At 55.9% G+C, this 16,581-nt stretch carries 15 protein-coding genes; 8 read left to right on the top strand and 7 right to left on the bottom strand.

What is annotated here, in order from left to right; all coding sequences use genetic code 11:
* Positions 1-2 precede the first annotated feature (2 nt).
* Complete coding sequence (locus tag NV64_RS07325) at positions 3-1,256, top strand: MFS transporter (RefSeq protein WP_101505630.1); 1,254 nt, start codon at positions 3-5, stop codon at positions 1,254-1,256.
* Positions 1,257-1,515: 259 nt separating this feature from the next.
* Positions 1,516-1,914 carry a hypothetical protein gene (locus NV64_RS07320; protein ID WP_101505629.1) on the top strand — a complete coding sequence of 133 codons (399 nt, stop codon included), beginning with the start codon at positions 1,516-1,518 and terminating at the stop codon, positions 1,912-1,914.
* 125 nt (positions 1,915-2,039) lie between these two features.
* Here the strand turns inward: NV64_RS07320 and NV64_RS07315 are convergent, their stop codons facing one another.
* Entirely contained in the window at positions 2,040-2,924 is an 885-nt protein-coding gene (locus NV64_RS07315) for a LysR family transcriptional regulator (protein WP_101505628.1), read from the bottom strand.
* A 198-nt stretch (positions 2,925-3,122) separates the two neighbouring features.
* Here NV64_RS07315 and NV64_RS07310 point away from each other — a divergent pair, with 198 nt between their 5' ends.
* From NV64_RS07310 to tus, 3 genes are all read left to right on the top strand, one after another.
* Positions 3,123-4,259 (top strand): alpha/beta hydrolase, encoded by a 1,137-nt coding sequence (locus tag NV64_RS07310; protein WP_101505627.1) that lies wholly within the window; start codon positions 3,123-3,125, stop codon positions 4,257-4,259.
* 177 nt (positions 4,260-4,436) lie between these two features.
* Positions 4,437-5,630 (top strand): MFS transporter, encoded by a 1,194-nt coding sequence (locus tag NV64_RS07305; protein WP_056241498.1) that lies wholly within the window; start codon positions 4,437-4,439, stop codon positions 5,628-5,630.
* A gap of 272 nt (positions 5,631-5,902) precedes the next feature.
* A complete protein-coding gene (gene tus / locus NV64_RS07300; protein ID WP_101505626.1) occupies positions 5,903-6,832 on the top strand; it encodes a DNA replication terminus site-binding protein in 930 nt (309 codons plus the stop codon).
* An 84-nt stretch (positions 6,833-6,916) separates the two neighbouring features.
* Here the strand turns inward: tus and NV64_RS07295 are convergent, their stop codons facing one another.
* The 4 genes from NV64_RS07295 to yajD all read right to left on the bottom strand — a co-directional run bounded on the left by NV64_RS07295 (position 6,917) and on the right by yajD (position 9,171).
* Complete coding sequence (locus NV64_RS07295; protein ID WP_101505625.1) at positions 6,917-7,552, bottom strand: DUF421 domain-containing protein; 636 nt, start codon at positions 7,550-7,552, stop codon at positions 6,917-6,919.
* A gap of 8 nt (positions 7,553-7,560) precedes the next feature.
* Positions 7,561-8,007 (bottom strand): DUF3290 domain-containing protein, encoded by a 447-nt coding sequence (locus NV64_RS07290; protein WP_056241508.1) that lies wholly within the window; start codon positions 8,005-8,007, stop codon positions 7,561-7,563.
* 370 nt (positions 8,008-8,377) lie between these two features.
* Positions 8,378-8,716, bottom strand: a complete 339-nt coding sequence (locus NV64_RS07285) for a cupin domain-containing protein (RefSeq protein WP_101505695.1) — start codon at positions 8,714-8,716, stop codon at positions 8,378-8,380.
* Between the two features lie 107 nt (positions 8,717-8,823).
* Positions 8,824-9,171 (bottom strand): HNH nuclease YajD, encoded by a 348-nt coding sequence (gene yajD / locus NV64_RS07280; protein ID WP_056241517.1) that lies wholly within the window; start codon positions 9,169-9,171, stop codon positions 8,824-8,826.
* 664 nt (positions 9,172-9,835) lie between these two features.
* Here yajD and rcsA point away from each other — a divergent pair.
* Positions 9,836-10,465 carry a transcriptional regulator RcsA gene (gene rcsA, locus NV64_RS07275; protein ID WP_101505624.1) on the top strand — a complete coding sequence of 210 codons (630 nt, stop codon included), beginning with the start codon at positions 9,836-9,838 and terminating at the stop codon, positions 10,463-10,465.
* A gap of 28 nt (positions 10,466-10,493) precedes the next feature.
* Here rcsA and NV64_RS07270 read toward each other — a convergent pair whose 3' ends face one another.
* Both NV64_RS07270 and fumC read right to left on the bottom strand, forming a co-directional pair.
* A complete protein-coding gene (locus NV64_RS07270; RefSeq protein WP_101505623.1) occupies positions 10,494-11,456 on the bottom strand; it encodes an AraC family transcriptional regulator in 963 nt (320 codons plus the stop codon).
* Between the two features lie 395 nt (positions 11,457-11,851).
* Entirely contained in the window at positions 11,852-13,249 is a 1,398-nt protein-coding gene (gene fumC / locus NV64_RS07265; RefSeq protein ID WP_056241527.1) for a class II fumarate hydratase, read from the bottom strand.
* 417 nt (positions 13,250-13,666) lie between these two features.
* Between fumC and manA the strand changes: the two genes are divergently transcribed.
* A complete protein-coding gene (gene manA, locus NV64_RS07260) occupies positions 13,667-14,851 on the top strand; it encodes a mannose-6-phosphate isomerase (protein ID WP_101505622.1) in 1,185 nt (394 codons plus the stop codon).
* Between the two features lie 140 nt (positions 14,852-14,991).
* Positions 14,992-16,494 carry a YdgA family protein gene (locus NV64_RS07255; RefSeq protein ID WP_056241532.1) on the top strand — a complete coding sequence of 501 codons (1,503 nt, stop codon included), beginning with the start codon at positions 14,992-14,994 and terminating at the stop codon, positions 16,492-16,494.
* Positions 16,495-16,581: the final 87 nt, after the last annotated feature.

Raw genomic sequence — 16,581 nt, 5'->3', positions numbered from 1 at the left:
TTGTGAACCGCTTATCCGCTGCCGTCACCGTTGAAGACGGCGTTGATCGCACTGAACCGTTATCTTCTCCTGCCACTGACTATATTCAACGCGGTACGCCGCAGTTTATGCGCGTGACGCTGGCGTTGTTTACCGCCGGGCTGGCGACCTTCGCCCTGCTCTACTGCGTGCAGCCGATCCTGCCGGTACTGTCGCAGCAGTTTGCTATTTCGCCGGCGGCCAGCAGCGTTTCGCTGTCAATCGCCACCGCGATGCTGGCGCTGGGGCTGCTGATTGTCGGGCCGCTGTCCGACGCCGTCGGCCGCAAATCGGTAATGGTGACGGCGCTGATGCTGGCGGGGGTCTTTACGCTTCTCTCAGCCACCATGAGCAGCTGGCACGGGATTCTGGTGATGCGCGCGCTGACCGGGCTGGCGCTGAGCGGCGTGGCGGCGGTCGGCATGACCTACCTCAGCGAAGAGATGCACCCCGGGATGGTGGCATTGGCAATGGGGCTGTATATCAGCGGCAATTCGATTGGCGGTATGAGCGGCCGCCTGCTGAGCGGGGTGATCACCGATTTCAGCGGCTGGCGGGTAGCGGTGGCCACCATCGGCTGCTTTGCGCTGGCCTCGGCGGTGATGTTCTGGAAGATCCTGCCCGCCTCGCGTCATTTTCGTCCGGCCTCGCTGCGGCCCTGCAAGCTGCTGATTAACTTCCGCCTGCTGTGGCGCGATGCCGGCCTGCCGCTGCTGTTTTTGCAGGGGTTTCTGCTGATGGGCGCCTTTGTGACGCTGTTTAACTATATTGGCTACCGCCTGCTCGCCGCCCCTTGGTCAATGAGTCAGGCCACGGTTGGGCTGCTGTCGCTGGTCTATCTGACCGGTTCGTGGAGCTCGCCAAAGGCGGGGGCGATGACGGCGAAGTTTGGCCGCGCGCCGGTGATGCTGTTCTCGACCGCGCTGATGCTCGGCGGCCTGCTGATTACCCTGTTTAACAGCCTGTGGCTGATCCTGCCGGGGATGATGCTGTTTACCGCCGGCTTCTTTGCCGCCCACGCGGTGGCCAGCGGCTGGATCGGCCCGCGCACCCGCCGCGCCAAAGGCCAGGCCTCGGCGCTGTATCTGTTCTGCTACTACCTCGGTTCCAGCGTGGCTGGTACGCTGGGCGGGGTGTTCTGGCGACATTACGGCTGGTACGGCATCAGCGCCTTTATTACCCTGCTGCTGCTGGCGGCGCTGCTGGTGGGTAACCGGCTGCGGGTAAAACAACTTTAACGCCACTTATCGCCGGTGGCATATTCACCGGCGACATGTTCACGGGTATCAGGTTCCATTCGGACATCCCCCTTCACTAAGCACGTTTAACGCCGCTCACGCCGGGCGTTAAATACCCGCAATCGTTTTATTTAGCAACTATCACTTAATGTTACCGTTAATATATTTTCTGATATTAAGAAATATCTTAATTGAGTAACGTATTGAAAAAATTATACTCATTCGCCGATAATAAACGTAAACAATTGTAAGGGATACAATGAAAAAGTTGTTATTGTGCAGCCTGGTGTTGCTCACCTCCTCCTGTGCTGATTTCCAGCAGGGTATGAACAGCGTCGGCGCTAAAATGAAAGAAGTCAACGCAGCGCTTACACCCAAACAGACCTCTGGTACCCAAACTACCGCCTCTGCAAAACAGGTTGGCACTATTACTAATGAACAGTGCAAAACCAGCGTCGGCAAAAGCAAAGCATATTTCGAACAGCTGGTCGGTTTTAAACTGAACGAATCTAACGCTTCCGGCTACAGCTCAATGTATGAGAGCTACAACCTGAAAATCTCCGATCGTAAGGACCGCCTGGGCGGCAACTTCGCTATCTGCATCCTGTCATTCGATCCGCAGACCAGCAAAGTAACGACCTACTCAATGCCGACCTGATCGCCGGAATTGCCAACAGCTCGGGGCCGCAGGCTGGCCCCGATTTGCGATCTACATTTAGTGCCAGCCGAACCGAAGAACCCTCTTCTTCCTTAAAAGCCAACAGGACGGCATTTATTCCAGCATCACACCTTCAGCAGATCGATAACGACTCTTAACGCGGGCGACACATTGCGATGCGGATAGTAAATAAACGATCCCTCCAGGCGCTGGCTGTAGCGCTGCAGCACCCTGATCAGCGTTCCACTCTGTAAATCATCGACAACCAGCTCCTCGGGAACATAGGCCAGACCCAGCCCAAGCCTGGCGGCGTTGGCTTCCATATAGCTGTCCGCAAACACCCACTGCCCCTGCGGCCGGTGGGTGACCGTTTTATCGTCCTGAATTAACTCCCATGAGTAAAGGCTGCCGTCGGCAAACTGGTAGGCAATGCAGGGATGGCTGGCTAAATCGGCCGGCGCCTGCGGAAAACCGTAGCGAAGAAAATGCTCGGGCGAGCCGACCACGGCCATACCCATATCCGGGGTAATGCGCACCGCCACCATCCCCTGTGCCACCTCCGGCCCCAGCCGCACGCCGGCATCAAACCGTTCGGCGATAATATCGACAAAGCGCCCTTCGCCGATCAGCTCAAGACGGATATCAGGATAGTGTTGTTTAAGCACCGCCAGCTTAGGCAGCAGGACTTTATCAATCGCGTGCTGGCTGGCGTTGATGCGCACCGTGCCGGAGGGTGTAGTGCGATAGTGGGCCAGCGTGGCCAGCCCGGCGTCTAACGCGTCAAAGCCGGATTCTGCGGTCTGGTAAAGCTGCTCACCCGCCTGGGTTAACGACAGCCGGCGCGTGGTGCGCACCAGCAGCTGCACGCCCAGCCGTTCTTCCAGTTCGCGAACGGAGCGGCTGATCCCCGACTGTGCCAGCCCCAGCCGTCGGGCCGCGGCGGTGAAGCTGCCCTCACGCACCACCTGAAGAAACAGCCAGAGCTCATTGTAGTTTTCGCGTTTGGTCATTCATCTTCATCCAGGCAGCAGCATTCAGGAAGGGCCATCACAGCGCCCTCATTGATAGCAATTTGCTATGAATCATAGCATTTAAACCCCACTAATCAGCTTCTTTTGTGCTGAGTATAATGTGTACAACTGAACAAAGCACCGCAGCGTTGCCCTGGGCGCGCTGTACCTTCTCTGTTATTTACCCTGGGGATTTAGATGATCGCTTTCACCCGTAAACTGACCAGCGTGATACCTGTCATGCTGCTGTGCGCGTCACTAAGTGGAGTTGTAACAATGAGTTATGCTGATAGCACCAATCCGAACCTGCCCGTGTCAATGGTAAAGACATGGGATAAAACTTTCGCCGGGAGCGAGAAGGTCGAACACCGTAAGGTGTCGTTCCAGACCCGCTACGGCATCACCCTGGTCGGTGATCTGTACCTGCCGAAAAACCGTGGCAACGCTAAGCTGGCCGCGATCGCCTTAAGCGGGCCGTTTGGCGCCGTGAAGGAGCAGTCCAGCGGACTGTACGCGCAGACCCTCGCCGAACAGGGCTTTGTGACGCTGGCCTTCGACCCTTCTTACACCGGCGAAAGCGGCGGTTTTCCGCGTAACGTCGCCTCGCCGGATATCAACACCGAAGACTTTAGCGCGGCGGTGGATTTCCTCGGCTTACAGAAAGAGGTAGATCGCAACCGCATCGGGCTGCTCGGCATCTGCGGCTGGGGCGGCATGGCGCTTAACGCCGCCGCGATGGATACCCGCGTTAAAGCGGTTGCTACCAGCGTGATGTACGATATGAGCCGGGCAATGGGCCATGGCGTGGGCGATGGCAAGGATCGCTATACCACGGACGACCGCCGTGCGGTGCTGGGCTATCTGAATCAGCAGCGCTGGAAGGATGCGGAAAACGGTTCCCCGGCGGCGGGCAGCCACGATCTCTATGTGGATAAAGACGGCCGCATTACCGCCGCCGAGCGGATTCTGCCGGAGGTATTACCGGCTAATCCGAACCCGGTGCTGAAAGAGTTCTTTGACTATTACCGTCTGCCGCGCGGCTTCCACGCGCGCTCAGTCAACTCTAACGGTGCCTGGACCGCCACCATGCCGCTGTCGTTTATGAATATGCCGCTGCTGAGCTACGCGAAGGAAATTACCATCCCGACGCTTATCGTTACCGGTGAAAACGCCCACTCGCGCTACTTTGCCGAAGACGCTTATAAAGCGGTGGGCAGCACGAAGAAACAGCTGGTAGTGGTGCCGGGTGCTAACCACGTTGACCTGTACGATAACGCGGCCGGTAAAATCCCGTTTACGCAGTTTGACCAGTTCTTTAAAACCAATCTGAAGTAAACCACTTAACGGGCCACCTGTTAGCGACGGGTGGCCTGACCACGGGTTTCAGTACCGATGTTCGCCTCGCCGCCGTTGACGGCGCACGGCATCTATTCCCGATTAGTTGTTATTGCATTAATAGCCTTAGCCCCGGCTTTTCCTGAGCCTGCCGGGGCGATATTCAGAGATGCTGATATGTCCACACTAAGCCATACCCCACCCCATCACCCACCGCACGCTTACTGGAGCGGCATTTTCGCCATGACCCTGTGCGTCTTTGTGCTGGTGGCCTCCGAGTTTATGCCGGTCAGCCTGCTGACGCCGCTGGCCCGCGATCTGCAGGTCAGCGAGGGGCTGGCAGGCCAGGGGATCGCCATCTCTGGTGCACTGGCGGTGCTGACCAGCCTGAGTATCTCCTCCCTGGCCGGCGCGATAAACCGTAAAATCCTGTTGCAGGGAATGACGGTGCTGATGGCGGTCTCCGGCATCATTATCGCGCTGGCCCCGGACTACCCGGTCTATATCGCCGGACGCGCGCTGATCGGTGTTGCTATCGGCGGGTTCTGGTCAATGTCCGCCGCCACCGCGATCCGTCTGGTGCCGGCGCCGCAGGTGCCGCGCGCGCTGGCGATTTTCAACGGCGGTAACGCGCTGGCGACGGTGATCGCCGCCCCGCTGGGCAGCTACCTTGGCACCACCATTGGCTGGCGCGGGGCGTTTCTGTGCCTGGTGCCGGTGGCGATCGTCGCCTTTATCTGGCAGGCGATCAGCCTGCCCGCAATGCCCGGCGATCAAGGCCCACGCTCCCACGGTACGGCGTTTCACCTGTTGAAGAGGCCGATCGTTGCCGTCGGTATGCTGGCCTGCGGGCTGTTCTTTATGGGGCAGTTTGCGTTATTCACCTACGTGCGCCCGTTCCTTGAGACGGTGACCCGGGTTGACGGGGCCGGCCTGTCGCTGATTCTTCTGGGGATTGGCGTGGCGGGTTTCATCGGCACGCTGGCGATTACCCCGTTCCTCAATGCGAAGTTCTACCCGACGCTGATCGCCATTCCGCTGCTGATGGCGGCAATCGTCGGCATGCTGCTCCTCAACAGACAGCTGGTCTGGCTGGTTGCGCTGCTGTTCGGCCTGTGGGGACTGCTGGCGACCGCAGCACCGACAGGATGGTGGACGTGGATTGCGCGTACCCTGCCCGGTGATGCCGAGGCGGCGGGCGGCCTGATGGTGGCAATGGTCCAGCTGTCGATTGCGCTGGGTTCAACGGTGGGCGGCGTTCTGTTTGATCATCTCGGCTGGCGGAGCACCTTTGCGATGAGCGGCGCGCTGCTGCTGGTTGCGGCGCTGCTGACCTGGCTGACTTCAGGGCAAAACAGCCGTCAGAAATAGCGGATCTGATTTAGCGACGGCTGCGGTGACAACCTTTCTACCAGAGGCAAAACAGGCAGTGCGGGGATGTTCTATCCTGCTAACTGCCACCACCCGCTGTTCCCCGCAGGCGTGACGCTTTTAACGGGGCCGTAAGGCCCCGCTACGGTTAACAGACTCGCCATCATCTCGCTGCTGTTTTCGCTGCTGAAAATAAACTGACGCAAGTGATGGATTTTTGCACCAGTATTCGGCAAAGTAAAAGCATGTTGTAACTATTAAAGGTTCGCGTAATGAGTCAGTATGAAGCCGTCGATCGCCTGCACCGCTGCGTGGCGGAGCTGGAGCAGGAACTTGCTACTTTGCAGCAGCAGATTGTTGCCCTGCGGCTGCTGGCCGCGCGGGTGTTTGTCTTACCGCCGGTGGAGAAAGGTCGCGAGCACGATCCGCTGCTGAAAATTGCCGTTGAGCAACAGCTCGGCCAGGCCGCGCTGCAGCGGGCGCTGGCCCACTACGGGCTGCTGTTTATGCAGCACCAGTCGGAGACAATCAGCACCAAATCGGCGGTACGCCTGCCCGGTGCCATCTGCCTGCAGGCCGATGATGTGCAGACCGAAAGCCTGCGCCAGCAGGTGCAGCGGGTCAATCAGCTGAAGCAGGATCTGGAGCAGATTATCACCGTCGACTCCGGCCTGCCGAGCGAGGAGCGCTTCGAGTTTGTGCATCGCCACCAGCGCGGGCTGATCACCCTTAACGCCTATCGCGGCATTCCGCTGCTGGAGAGCCCGGACTCGGTGCGCTTCGGCTGGGCCAACAAGCATATTATTAAGAACGTCAGCCGCGCTGAGATACTGGAGAAACTGGAAAAAAGCCTGCAGGCCGGGCGTGCCGTCGCCCCCTGGACGCGTGAACAGTGGGCGGAGCGGGTATCGGAAGAGATGGATCTGCTGCGCGGGTTACCGGAAGGTGCGGCGCTGAAGATTAAACGGCCGGTAAAAGTGCAGCCGATTGCGCGGGTGTATGATGCGGAGTCAAAAAAACAGACCCAGCTGGCCTGCCCTTCCCCGCTGCTGGTGCTGTGCCGCGATGCCGCCAGCGTGCCGAAGCTGGGGGAGCTGCTGAACTACAACGCGGCGCAGATTACGCACCGCTATAAGCCGGAGGCGCAGATGCTGCACCTGGTGGTGCCAAGGCTGCATTTGTACAGTGACCGGGTGGAATAGCTGCAATAGGTATTTCCCGCCCCGTCTGTCGCCACGCGGTTGCCGGGGCGGCATTGAACAGTGTCCCGATGGGATGGCCCGCGATTACCTTGCATATCCGTACAAATTAATCCGGCCAGACAGGTATTCACCTAAGTAGACTTCACTGATTTTACTGAACCCCTGTTCCGCAATCCTTGCTTCCAGCCATTCGCTGTCCTTATTGATAATCTCCAGCAGGTCATGGTTCGCTAAGCCGTCCACGATGATGGGATAACGAATATTTTCATCGCCACTTTGAATAATGGTCAGCTGCCCATTCTGCTCAAGAACGACGCGCTTGAGCTGTTCCACTTCATAAACGCCGTTAGCCCTTAATTTAAACATCAGATCGTTGGCAGAAACCCCGTTGCGTAAACACTCCTTCACATTCACGGATCCATTATGTACTAACGTAATGGGTTTGCCATCGATGATTCTTTTGACGAAACGATTATGCTCTTTCGAAAACTTAAGAACAAAAACCAGCAAGGTCCATATAATCAACACCAGCACAAATTGCAGCACCGTAATTGACTCATTGTAAATCACGCCACCGATAATCCCACCCAAAACGTAGTTCTGCACCTGATCCATCGCCGACGAAGGGGCCAGGTTACCCTTCCCCATAAGATTAATTTGCACAATCAGGCACAGTATCCCCAGAGCCAGCTTGATCATAATAGGTGTGTAAAGAGTCATTTTATTCCTCAATTATTGACGATGGAGATGTCCGGATTGGTTAACCAGACCTCCACTAAGCTGTAGGTGGCCTGATCCGCACTCAGGTTTACACGGTAATAACCGTCACCGACCTTAACGATTACGCCATCCGTCAGCTGTACTGAACTGGCAAAAACAGCATTGACGCTGACGTTTTTTTCTTTGGACAACAGCCTTACAAAATTAACCATTTGTGATGATTGCGAGTGTACATTTTGGCTGTTGGTATAATCCGCATACTGAACGCCCGAGATGAAAAGCAGAAACAGGAAGGCGATGATCGTTAAATCCCGATACTTAGTCTGCAGGCGATGGCGCATATACAGGCTAAAGACGACGATCAGAACAAATAACGTGCTAAAGATAATAATATATTTCAGATAGTCATTCAGATTAGACTGCGCTTGTAGATAATTTATCCCATAAAACTTCATTCAGACACCGTTCCTGGTCGTTTAAAATTTTGCTGAGGCCATTATAGCAAATCATTATCAGCATGCTCTGCTACACCTGGCTCCCACGTCAGGCATTTTGCCTTCCCGATCTATGGCACCCAATGAAGAACAGAGAAAAACGGCCTGGAAACGGGGTGCAGGTGGCTGAACCCGACGATATCCGGTGGGTATATTATCCGGTTGGCTGCGGCTTCCCCTGCCTTGAGAGCACAGTGTCAGCCCGGCGATAAACATCACTTCAATTTCCGGTAAAAACTGGGACATGGCTGTTTCCTTCTCTCTGAACCCCTGTGGATTATCGCTGTTCCGCTTGAGTCGCCTGGAATAAATACTTCACTGACGGAGTAAATCAGGCAAGATCTTCACGGTCTCCGCGGGTGGTCGGATGAGAAATGACGATAAACTCCACCGAAGTATCGGAATCGTTTCTGGCCTGGTGCTTTGATTCCGGCGGGATCTCTAATCCCTGGTGAGCCGCGATCTGATGCATTTCACCTTCCAGTTCCATGGTGAGCGTACCCTTAAGAACAAAGAAAAACTGTCTTGAGACGGAGTGACAGTGCCGTTTTTCAAACGAGCCCGCAGGCATTTCCTCATGGATAACCAGCATGTCCTGACGATTCAGCAGGTACCAGCCGTCACAGTTATCTCCCCAGACATAATGTTCTGCATTATCCTTCGAAATCATCTCACCCATCCAAATCAATCATACAGTAACCCGTTACAAGCCACTTATCGCTGACAGCCAGCGTTAAGACGCCGGGGATAAACTGGCGGTAAAACCAGCAGCGGCCATCACTTCTTCTTGTTCAGCATCGCCTGAAGATTGGCAAACGGATTATAGGTAGCGGCTTCAACATCATCCTGCGCGTCCTCGCCTGCCACCACCCGGGTGCCGTACTGGTCCGCTTCGGTGTACTTCGAATGTTCGTGATCGTGACAATAGAGGCATAACAGCTCCCAGTTGCTGCCATCTTCCGGGTTGTTGGTGTGATCGTGATCGATATGATGCACCGTCAGTTCACGCAGGTTGGAGTAGACAAACTCACGCGTGCAGCGCCCGCAGACCCACGGGTAGATTTTAAGCGCTTTCTCGCGGTAGCCGCTTTCGAGACGGGCATAGTTTTTGGGGATCAGGGCCATCGGGGAATACCTTTGGAAAAAGAGGATTTTGATAGTGGGGCTAATATATCGCAAAATGGGCAAAAGAGAGAAATGATCCCCCGCTTCATCACCGACTCGTTCAGGGTAATCGCTTTTTATGCGAATGATTAGCCAACTTCATGGCCTCGCCTCACACGCCCTGCGGTGTCCACTGTCAGAAGTACCCCTGCCGCGTTGCGGCGAAAATCACGATTTAACAGTGCTTGTAGCGTCAGGGTTACTAAAACGCTGTTCCCTGTACCAGATTTTTCGAGGGAGCTCAGCCTGGATTAAGCGTTCCGATCAATCATCTCTGATAACAACCTGAGATCTTAACCGACAGGCTGTCGATGCGGTTGCGGGGTTCCCGCAAAGCCAGATTTCCTGCAACTTCCGCCGTTGGTCTTCCGGGCTGGCCGCGGCTGGCGTTCTTTGTCTTTCTGGGGGGGAACCCCTGACTCATCTCATTGCTGCCGGCAGGAGGGGAACACACATCCCTGTGACGGAGAAGAACAAAAAGTGATGTGCAGAGACATGTTTTAATGAAGAAAAACTACGCATAATTTGATCTACTTGTGGCCGTTAGTTTTTTATTTCCCTTTGTATTTTAATCTTTATTCACGCGGAAAAGCTGAAAGAAACCCAACTTAAGAAGAAGATAAAAATGCAAGCGATTGTTATTGATCCCTGTAATTATACGCTAACCGGGCTGACACATTACTTCTCACATATTAATATATTTTTCGCAAGAAAAGTAACTTCCGCACAAGCTTACTGCACTGAATACCGGTCCGGACTGGTGTTTGTCAGTGAGAATTGCCTCTCTGAAGACAATCAGGAAACGCAGGAGCTGCGGGAGATGATTGCCAGTAATGCCGACTTTATCTTTTTAGTATTTATGTCAACTTCTGCCAGAAATTTTAAAGAGCATGTCTTTGTTCGTGAGAATCTGGTGTTCTTATCAAAGCACATCGGGTTGAATTCGTTGAAAACACTGGTTGACGACTATCTTAAGAAGGATGTGCTACATCCTTTATGCAACGACCGTCAGTCCCAGCCTGTAAAGCTGAGCAGAACAGAGTCGGTTATGCTGGAAATGTGGATGTCCTGTCATAGCACGCCGCATATCTCTGACGAACTGAACATTAAAAACAAGACCATTGCAGCACATAAAGGCAATATCAAAAGAAAAATAAAAACCAACAGCAAACAAATTATTCATCACGTATTCAGGCTGGCAAACAAGGTGAGCGGCGGTATCTGTGTTGACAGGGAAAGATTCCAGCAACAGTAAAGCAAGGGTTTACCGTTTTGAGTAAGGATTATGTCCCGCCAAAATTGTCACGCCAGACTTTAGGCGGCATATGGTACTTCTCCCGGAAATTCTTACTGAAGATAAACTGATTACTGAAACCACACTCCCATGCGACCCGATCAATACGCAGATGCGGGTGGTTTTCCAGCAGAGCTTTTGCTTTGGTTAAACGCAGATCTTTTATCGTTGCCATCACCGTCGTCCCCTGCTCTTTAAACGCCCTGTCCAGGCTGGAACGTGAATAGCGCAGAACGGTTGAAATCTGGTCTGGATTGAGCGCCTGCAGATGATAGTTCTGTTCGATCCAGGATCGGGCCGCGTTGTAAATGTGGCTAAGCGCACCTGATGAAATCAACCCCTTTTCCTTCGCCACATCCGTTAGCATCAGCATTGCCATATTGTGCAGGCCATCCAGAATTACCGACGCCTGTTTGACGTTGAGTAAGGCTCCCTGTTGATGTAACAGCAGCATATGTGATTTCATAAACGGCATCAGCGGATGATTTTCCAGCGAAACCGTCGGGTTGGTGAGCCTGCCATTAAATATGCCGTTAACGATCTCAATATCCGGGATCAGATAGACCTGATTCACGTCATTGCTTTCATAGGTGTAATAATCATTACGCTGATGAACGTTCAGCGTGCCCTGGCTGACCCTGGCGTGGGCTGACTTTTTCATCCCACGAATAGACTGATCGCCCTCCAGCAGAACGGAAAAGTAGAGCGAGGGCTTTGGCGATTTATGCGGGTCAAAGGTGGTGATATTGCGTGAACCCGTTGCGCTGCAGAAGTCACAGTTGATGCCGGAAATGGTTTTGTGCCGGGCAACGATCTCTTCCGGCCGGCGGTCATCTGCCACCGTTATGCCGTAACACTCCAGATTTTTAGCGATCTCCAGATAGCGATTTTCAGCAGGAATATCATCGACATCAAGCAGATGCTGAACATAGAGTTCTGTCGGTCTGGACATGCTGTTCTCTTGGCTTACCGGCGTTTAAAACCACAAGTGGTTATTTATACGGCAAACTTAATGAAGAAGCTATGTACGAAGGGAACCTGTCTGTAGCCCAGCCAGCGAATTACGTTCACTTATAGGTAAGGAAAGCGGTTCTGGCTGATTACGCTGCTGTTTCGCCTGTGGGATTTGCCAGGCATCGCGTCCCCTGCGGGGTAGTTGAGTTTTTAGAAAATTTCGGCGCCAGGTTACTGACGCCGGCTTTAATGCTTAGTGTGCCCTCAGCCAACGTTTGCGGATTATCGATTAAAACTAAGCCGCTGGCTGAGTGACTAACTGACTAACTGACTAACTGACTAACTCCCAGCCTGACAGACTGACAGACTGACAGACTGACAGACTTAAGCTAATCAGATCTTAAGACTCCCCACCATCTCCTCCGGCTTAACCCAGGCATCAAACTCGGCTTCGGTCAGATACCCCAGCTTAAGCGCAGCGGCTTTCAGCGTAGAGCCTTCCTTGTGTGCCTTCTTGGCAATCTCGGCCGCTTTGTCATAGCCGATATGGGTGTTCAGCGCGGTAACCAGCATCAGCGAGTCGTTAAGCAGCTGGGTGATGCGGTCGCGGTTAGGCTCGATGCCGACCGCGCAGTGGTGGTTAAAGCTGTCCATACCGTCGGCCAGCAGGCGCACCGACTGCAGGAAGTTGTGAATCACCATCGGGCGGAACACGTTCAGTTCGAAGTTGCCGGAGGCACCGCCGATGTTGACCGCCACGTCGTTGCCCAGCACCTGGCAGCAGAGCATGGTCAGCGCTTCGCACTGGGTCGGGTTCACTTTGCCCGGCATGATCGAGCTGCCCGGTTCGTTTTCGGGAATACTCAGTTCGCCGATGCCGCTGCGCGGGCCGGAGGAGAGCCAGCGCACGTCGTTTGCGATTTTCATCAGCGAGGCCGCCAGCCCTTTCAGCGCGCCGTGGGCATGGACCAGCGCGTCGCAGGTGGCCAGCGCTTCAAATTTGTTGGGCGCGGTGACAAACGGCTGTTTGGTCAGCACGGCCAGCTCTTCCGCCACGCGCACGGCGTATTCCGGGTGGGTATTCAGGCCGGTGCCCACCGCGGTGCCGCCCAGCGCCAGCTCCGCCACGTGCGGCAGGCTCTGTTCAATATGTTTGAGGTTGTGGGCCAGCATCGCCACCCAGCCGGAGATCTCCTGGCCAAGCGTCAGCGGCGTGGCGTCCTGCAGGTGGGTACGGCCAATCTTCACCACGTCTTTAAAGGCTTCAGCCTTATCGTTCAGCGTTTTTTGTAGCACATGCAGTTGCGGGATCAGGTGCTCTTTTACCGCCACCACCGCCGCCACGTGCATCGCAGTCGGGAACACGTCGTTGGAGCTCTGGCTCTTGTTAACGTCGTCGTTCGGGTGCACCAGCCGCGACATGCCGCGCTCGCCGCCGAGGATCTCGCTGGCGCGGTTGGCCAGCACCTCGTTCATATTCATATTGGTTTGCGTGCCGGAGCCGGTCTGCCAGATCGCCAGCGGAAATTCACCGCCGTGCTTATCGGCCAGCACTTCGTCGGCCGCGCTGACGATGGCGTTAGCGCGTTCTGCCGGCAGCAGCCCGAGGTCGCTGTTGACCTTCGCCGCCGCGCGCTTGGTCAGCGCCAGCGCGTAGACCAGTTCGACGGGCATTTTTTCCGTGGAAATGCGAAAGTGTTCCAGGGAGCGCTGCGTCTGCGCGCCCCACAGTTTGTCAGCCGGTACCTCAATCGGGCCCATTGAGTCTTTTTCAATGCGGTTGGCAACCATTACTCTCTCCTTTAGCGCAATCATTATGATTAATCATAGCCCTGCTCTGCCGGGTTGCGGCAGCGGGCGCGGCAATCAGTTTACAGTCCGCAGCAAAAGATTATGCGACTCATTCGCATTTATTGCATCAGATTGTCTTTGCGATCACAAAAACATCCCCGTCGCCTTCCCGGCAGCACGCCCGGATAAGTGGCGATCCCTTAACCAGAATCAGTCTGCTGGCACTTATCCTGGCCAGGATTCAGAATTAGAGCATAGACCGGACGAAACTTCTTTTGTAAGCTGATGTAATAGAAAGGAAATGCCATCAGATTTGATCTGCCTGATTTTACGGGGGATCCCGGTGTCATTCCGATCGCCTTTTCTGGTTTAATAGCGGCCCTGCCCGCATCGTTACAAGGATGAATTACACCGATCATGCAAAAACTACTCAATACCGTGCAGAATTATGCCTGGGGAAGCACCACCGCGCTCAACGAGCTGTACGGCATTGCCAATCCGCAGGGCCTGCCGCAGGCCGAGCTGTGGATGGGCGCGCACCCGAAGAGCCCGTCATCGGTGGTGGTCGGGGGGGAGACGCGTTCACTGCGCGAGGTGATTAACGCCGACCAGCCTGCACAGCTGGGCGCACAGGTGGCGCAGCGCTTTGGCGAGCTGCCGTTCCTGTTTAAGGTGCTGTGCGCCGCTCAGCCGCTGTCGATTCAGGTACACCCAAGCAAAGCGGCCGCAGAGCTCGGCTTTGCCCGTGAAAACGCCGCCGGCATTCCGCTGGACGCCGCCCACCGCAACTATAAAGACGCCAACCATAAGCCGGAGCTGGTTTACGCGCTGACGCCGTTCAGCGCCATTAACGGCTTCCGCCCGCTGGCGGAGATCGCCGCGCTGCTGCAGCCGGTAGCGGATGCCCACCCGGCGATTGTCGCCTTCCTGGCGCAGCCGGACGCAGAGCAGCTGGCACAGCTGTTTGCCGCCCTGCTCTCAATGCAGGACGCGGAAAAGCTGCAGGCGCTGACGGTGCTGCGCGCGGCGCTGAAAACCGAACAGGGCCAGCCTTGGCAGACCATCGCGCAGATCGCCGGGGTCTACCCGGACGACAGTGGCCTGTTCTCTCCGCTGCTGCTGAACGTCATTGAGCTGCAGCCGGGCGAGGCGATGTTCCTGTTTGCCGAAACGCCGCACGCCTACCTGAACGGCGTGGCGCTGGAGATTATGGCCAACTCCGATAACGTGCTGCGCGCCGGGCTGACGCCAAAATATATCGACGTGCCGGAGCTGCTGGATAACCTGCAGTTTGTTTCCCGCGCCGCAGACACCCTGCTGACTGAGCCACAGGACGACGGTCAGACGCAGAACTTCCCGATCCCGGTGGCCGATTTTGCCTTTGCCATCCACCGCCTGAGCGCTGAACCGCTGAGCGTCAGCCAGCAGAGCGCGGCGATCCTGTTCTGCATCGAAGGCGAGGCCGTGCTGAGCACGGGCGGCCAGACGTTGCGTCTGCTGCCGGGCGAGTCGGCGTTTATCGCCGCCAGCGAGTCACCGTTAAGCGTCACGGGCAGTGGCCGGGTGGCGCGCGCGTTCAACGATCTCAACGCGCGCGGCTGACGCCAGCGCACATTATTGCTAAGCTGAGTAGCGAAGCAGAGGAAAAACGCCGTTCCGGCGTTTTTTTATTCGCCAGACAACTGGCCGCCGGAGATGCGAGACAGCTCCGGCGATGGTGACTAGAAAGGATGACATTACCGATGAAGAAAACCAGGATTGCAGTAGGCGTGGTGATTGCGCTGGGCGTGGTGTGGACCGGTGGCGCATGGCTGACCGGTAAGCAGCTGGAAAAGCATATGGACCAGGTGGTTGCCGACGCAAATGCGAAAATCGCCGAGGCCGCGCCGGAAAGCCGCCTGCAGCTGAGCTACCAGGACTATCAGCGTGGTCTGTTCAGCAGTTCCGCCCGCTTTGTGCTGCAGTCAAGCTCGCAAACCGAAGATAACTCCCTGCTGAAGCCGGGCCAGAGCGTAGTTTTTAAAGAGACTATCGACCACGGTCCGTTCCCGCTGGCACAGCTGAAAAAATTCAATCTGCTGCCGTCGATGGCTTCGGTACACAGCGAGCTGGAAAACACCGACGCGGTGAAGAAGCTGTTTGAGATGGCGCAGGGTAAATCGGTGGTGCAGGCGGAAACCCGCATCGGCTACGGCGGCAACACCGACTCGCGCATTCAGCTGCTGCCGGTGGATTACAACAACGTGCAGACCCACGAGCGCTTTGCCTTTGAAGGCGGCACGCTGGACATCAGCGCCGACGACAAGGGCGATAAGGTTGATATCAACGCCGATATCAAGAGCGTGGCGCTGAGCAGCAAAAATCAGCTGGATATGCCGATGCTGTTTACCGTAAACGGTCTGACCTTTGACGCCAACAGCAAGCTGAGCGAAGAAGGCCTGCGCATCGGCGATCAGAAGGTGGCGCTGAAAAGCTTCACCACCGCCGTATCCGGTAAAGACGTGCTGGCGCTGGAAGGGCTGAACGGTACTTCTAACTTCGACTCGAAAGATAACCGCGTCGGCGGTGAAGTGGCCTATACCCTCGATAGCCTCAAGCTGCAGGGCCAGGACTTTGGCCAGGGCAAGCTGGTGGTTAAGCTGGCCGACTTTGACGGTAAGGCGATGAAAGCGTTCTCCGCTAACTACAACAGTCAGGTGCAGGCGCTGGGCAACGATCCGGCGGTCGCGAACGACCCGGCGCTGTATCAGCAGCGCGTCAGCGAACTGCTGATGGCTAACCTGCCGCAGCTGCTGAAAGGCAGCCCGTCGGTGTCTATCGCACCGTTCAGCCTGAAAAACGACAAGGGCGAGAGCAGCTTTAACCTGAACACCCAGTTTAAAGAGCCGACGCCGGGCACCCCACCGGCCGACGATCCGGCACAGCGTCTGGACAGCGTACTCAAGTCGCTGGACAGCAAGCTGACCATCTCAATGCCGATGGCCACCGAGCTGATGACCCGCGCCGCGCTGGGCGAAGGTCATTCGCAGGAAGATGCGGCCAAACTGGCCGAGCAGCAGGTGAAAGGCCTGGCGGCGATGGGCCAGATGTTCCGCCTGACCACGCAGCAGGATGACAACATCATCACCAGCCTGCAGTACGCTAACGGCCAGGTAACAATGAACGGCGAGAAAATGCCGCTGGAGCAGTTCCTCACCCGCTATATGCTGGGCGGCGGAATGGCAGCGCCTTCGCTGTCCGAGTAACCTCCATAATTAAGGGCACCCTCGGGTGCCCTGCTTTACTCTCCGCCGTTACCCGCTCCAGACTCTGTACCGCAGCCGATCGATTCG

Origin of the sequence: Erwinia sp. B116 (assembly GCF_002865965.1) — a bacterium.
Taxonomy (GTDB): domain Bacteria; phylum Pseudomonadota; class Gammaproteobacteria; order Enterobacterales; family Enterobacteriaceae; genus Erwinia.
Note: the sequence above shows the minus strand (reverse complement) of the source record. Positions and strands in the feature narration are given on the sequence as shown.

Excerpts from the sequence above, each read along its gene's own strand:
- NV64_RS07320 (WP_101505629.1), top strand. The coding sequence starts at position 1,516 with ATGAAAAAGTTGTTATTGTGCAGCCTGGTGTTGCTCACCTCCTCCTGT.
- NV64_RS07315 (WP_101505628.1), bottom strand. The coding sequence starts at position 2,924 with ATGACCAAACGCGAAAACTACAATGAGCTCTGGCTGTTTCTTCAGGTG.
- NV64_RS07310 (WP_101505627.1), top strand. The coding sequence starts at position 3,123 with ATGATCGCTTTCACCCGTAAACTGACCAGCGTGATACCTGTCATGCTG.
- NV64_RS07305 (WP_056241498.1), top strand. The coding sequence starts at position 4,437 with ATGTCCACACTAAGCCATACCCCACCCCATCACCCACCGCACGCTTAC.
- tus (WP_101505626.1), top strand. The coding sequence starts at position 5,903 with ATGAGTCAGTATGAAGCCGTCGATCGCCTGCACCGCTGCGTGGCGGAG.
- NV64_RS07295 (WP_101505625.1), bottom strand. The coding sequence starts at position 7,552 with ATGACTCTTTACACACCTATTATGATCAAGCTGGCTCTGGGGATACTG.
- NV64_RS07290 (WP_056241508.1), bottom strand. The coding sequence starts at position 8,007 with ATGAAGTTTTATGGGATAAATTATCTACAAGCGCAGTCTAATCTGAAT.
- NV64_RS07285 (WP_101505695.1), bottom strand. The coding sequence starts at position 8,716 with ATGATTTCGAAGGATAATGCAGAACATTATGTCTGGGGAGATAACTGT.
- yajD (WP_056241517.1), bottom strand. The coding sequence starts at position 9,171 with ATGGCCCTGATCCCCAAAAACTATGCCCGTCTCGAAAGCGGCTACCGC.
- rcsA (WP_101505624.1), top strand. The coding sequence starts at position 9,836 with ATGCAAGCGATTGTTATTGATCCCTGTAATTATACGCTAACCGGGCTG.
- NV64_RS07270 (WP_101505623.1), bottom strand. The coding sequence starts at position 11,456 with ATGTCCAGACCGACAGAACTCTATGTTCAGCATCTGCTTGATGTCGAT.
- fumC (WP_056241527.1), bottom strand. The coding sequence starts at position 13,249 with ATGGTTGCCAACCGCATTGAAAAAGACTCAATGGGCCCGATTGAGGTA.
- manA (WP_101505622.1), top strand. The coding sequence starts at position 13,667 with ATGCAAAAACTACTCAATACCGTGCAGAATTATGCCTGGGGAAGCACC.
- NV64_RS07255 (WP_056241532.1), top strand. The coding sequence starts at position 14,992 with ATGAAGAAAACCAGGATTGCAGTAGGCGTGGTGATTGCGCTGGGCGTG.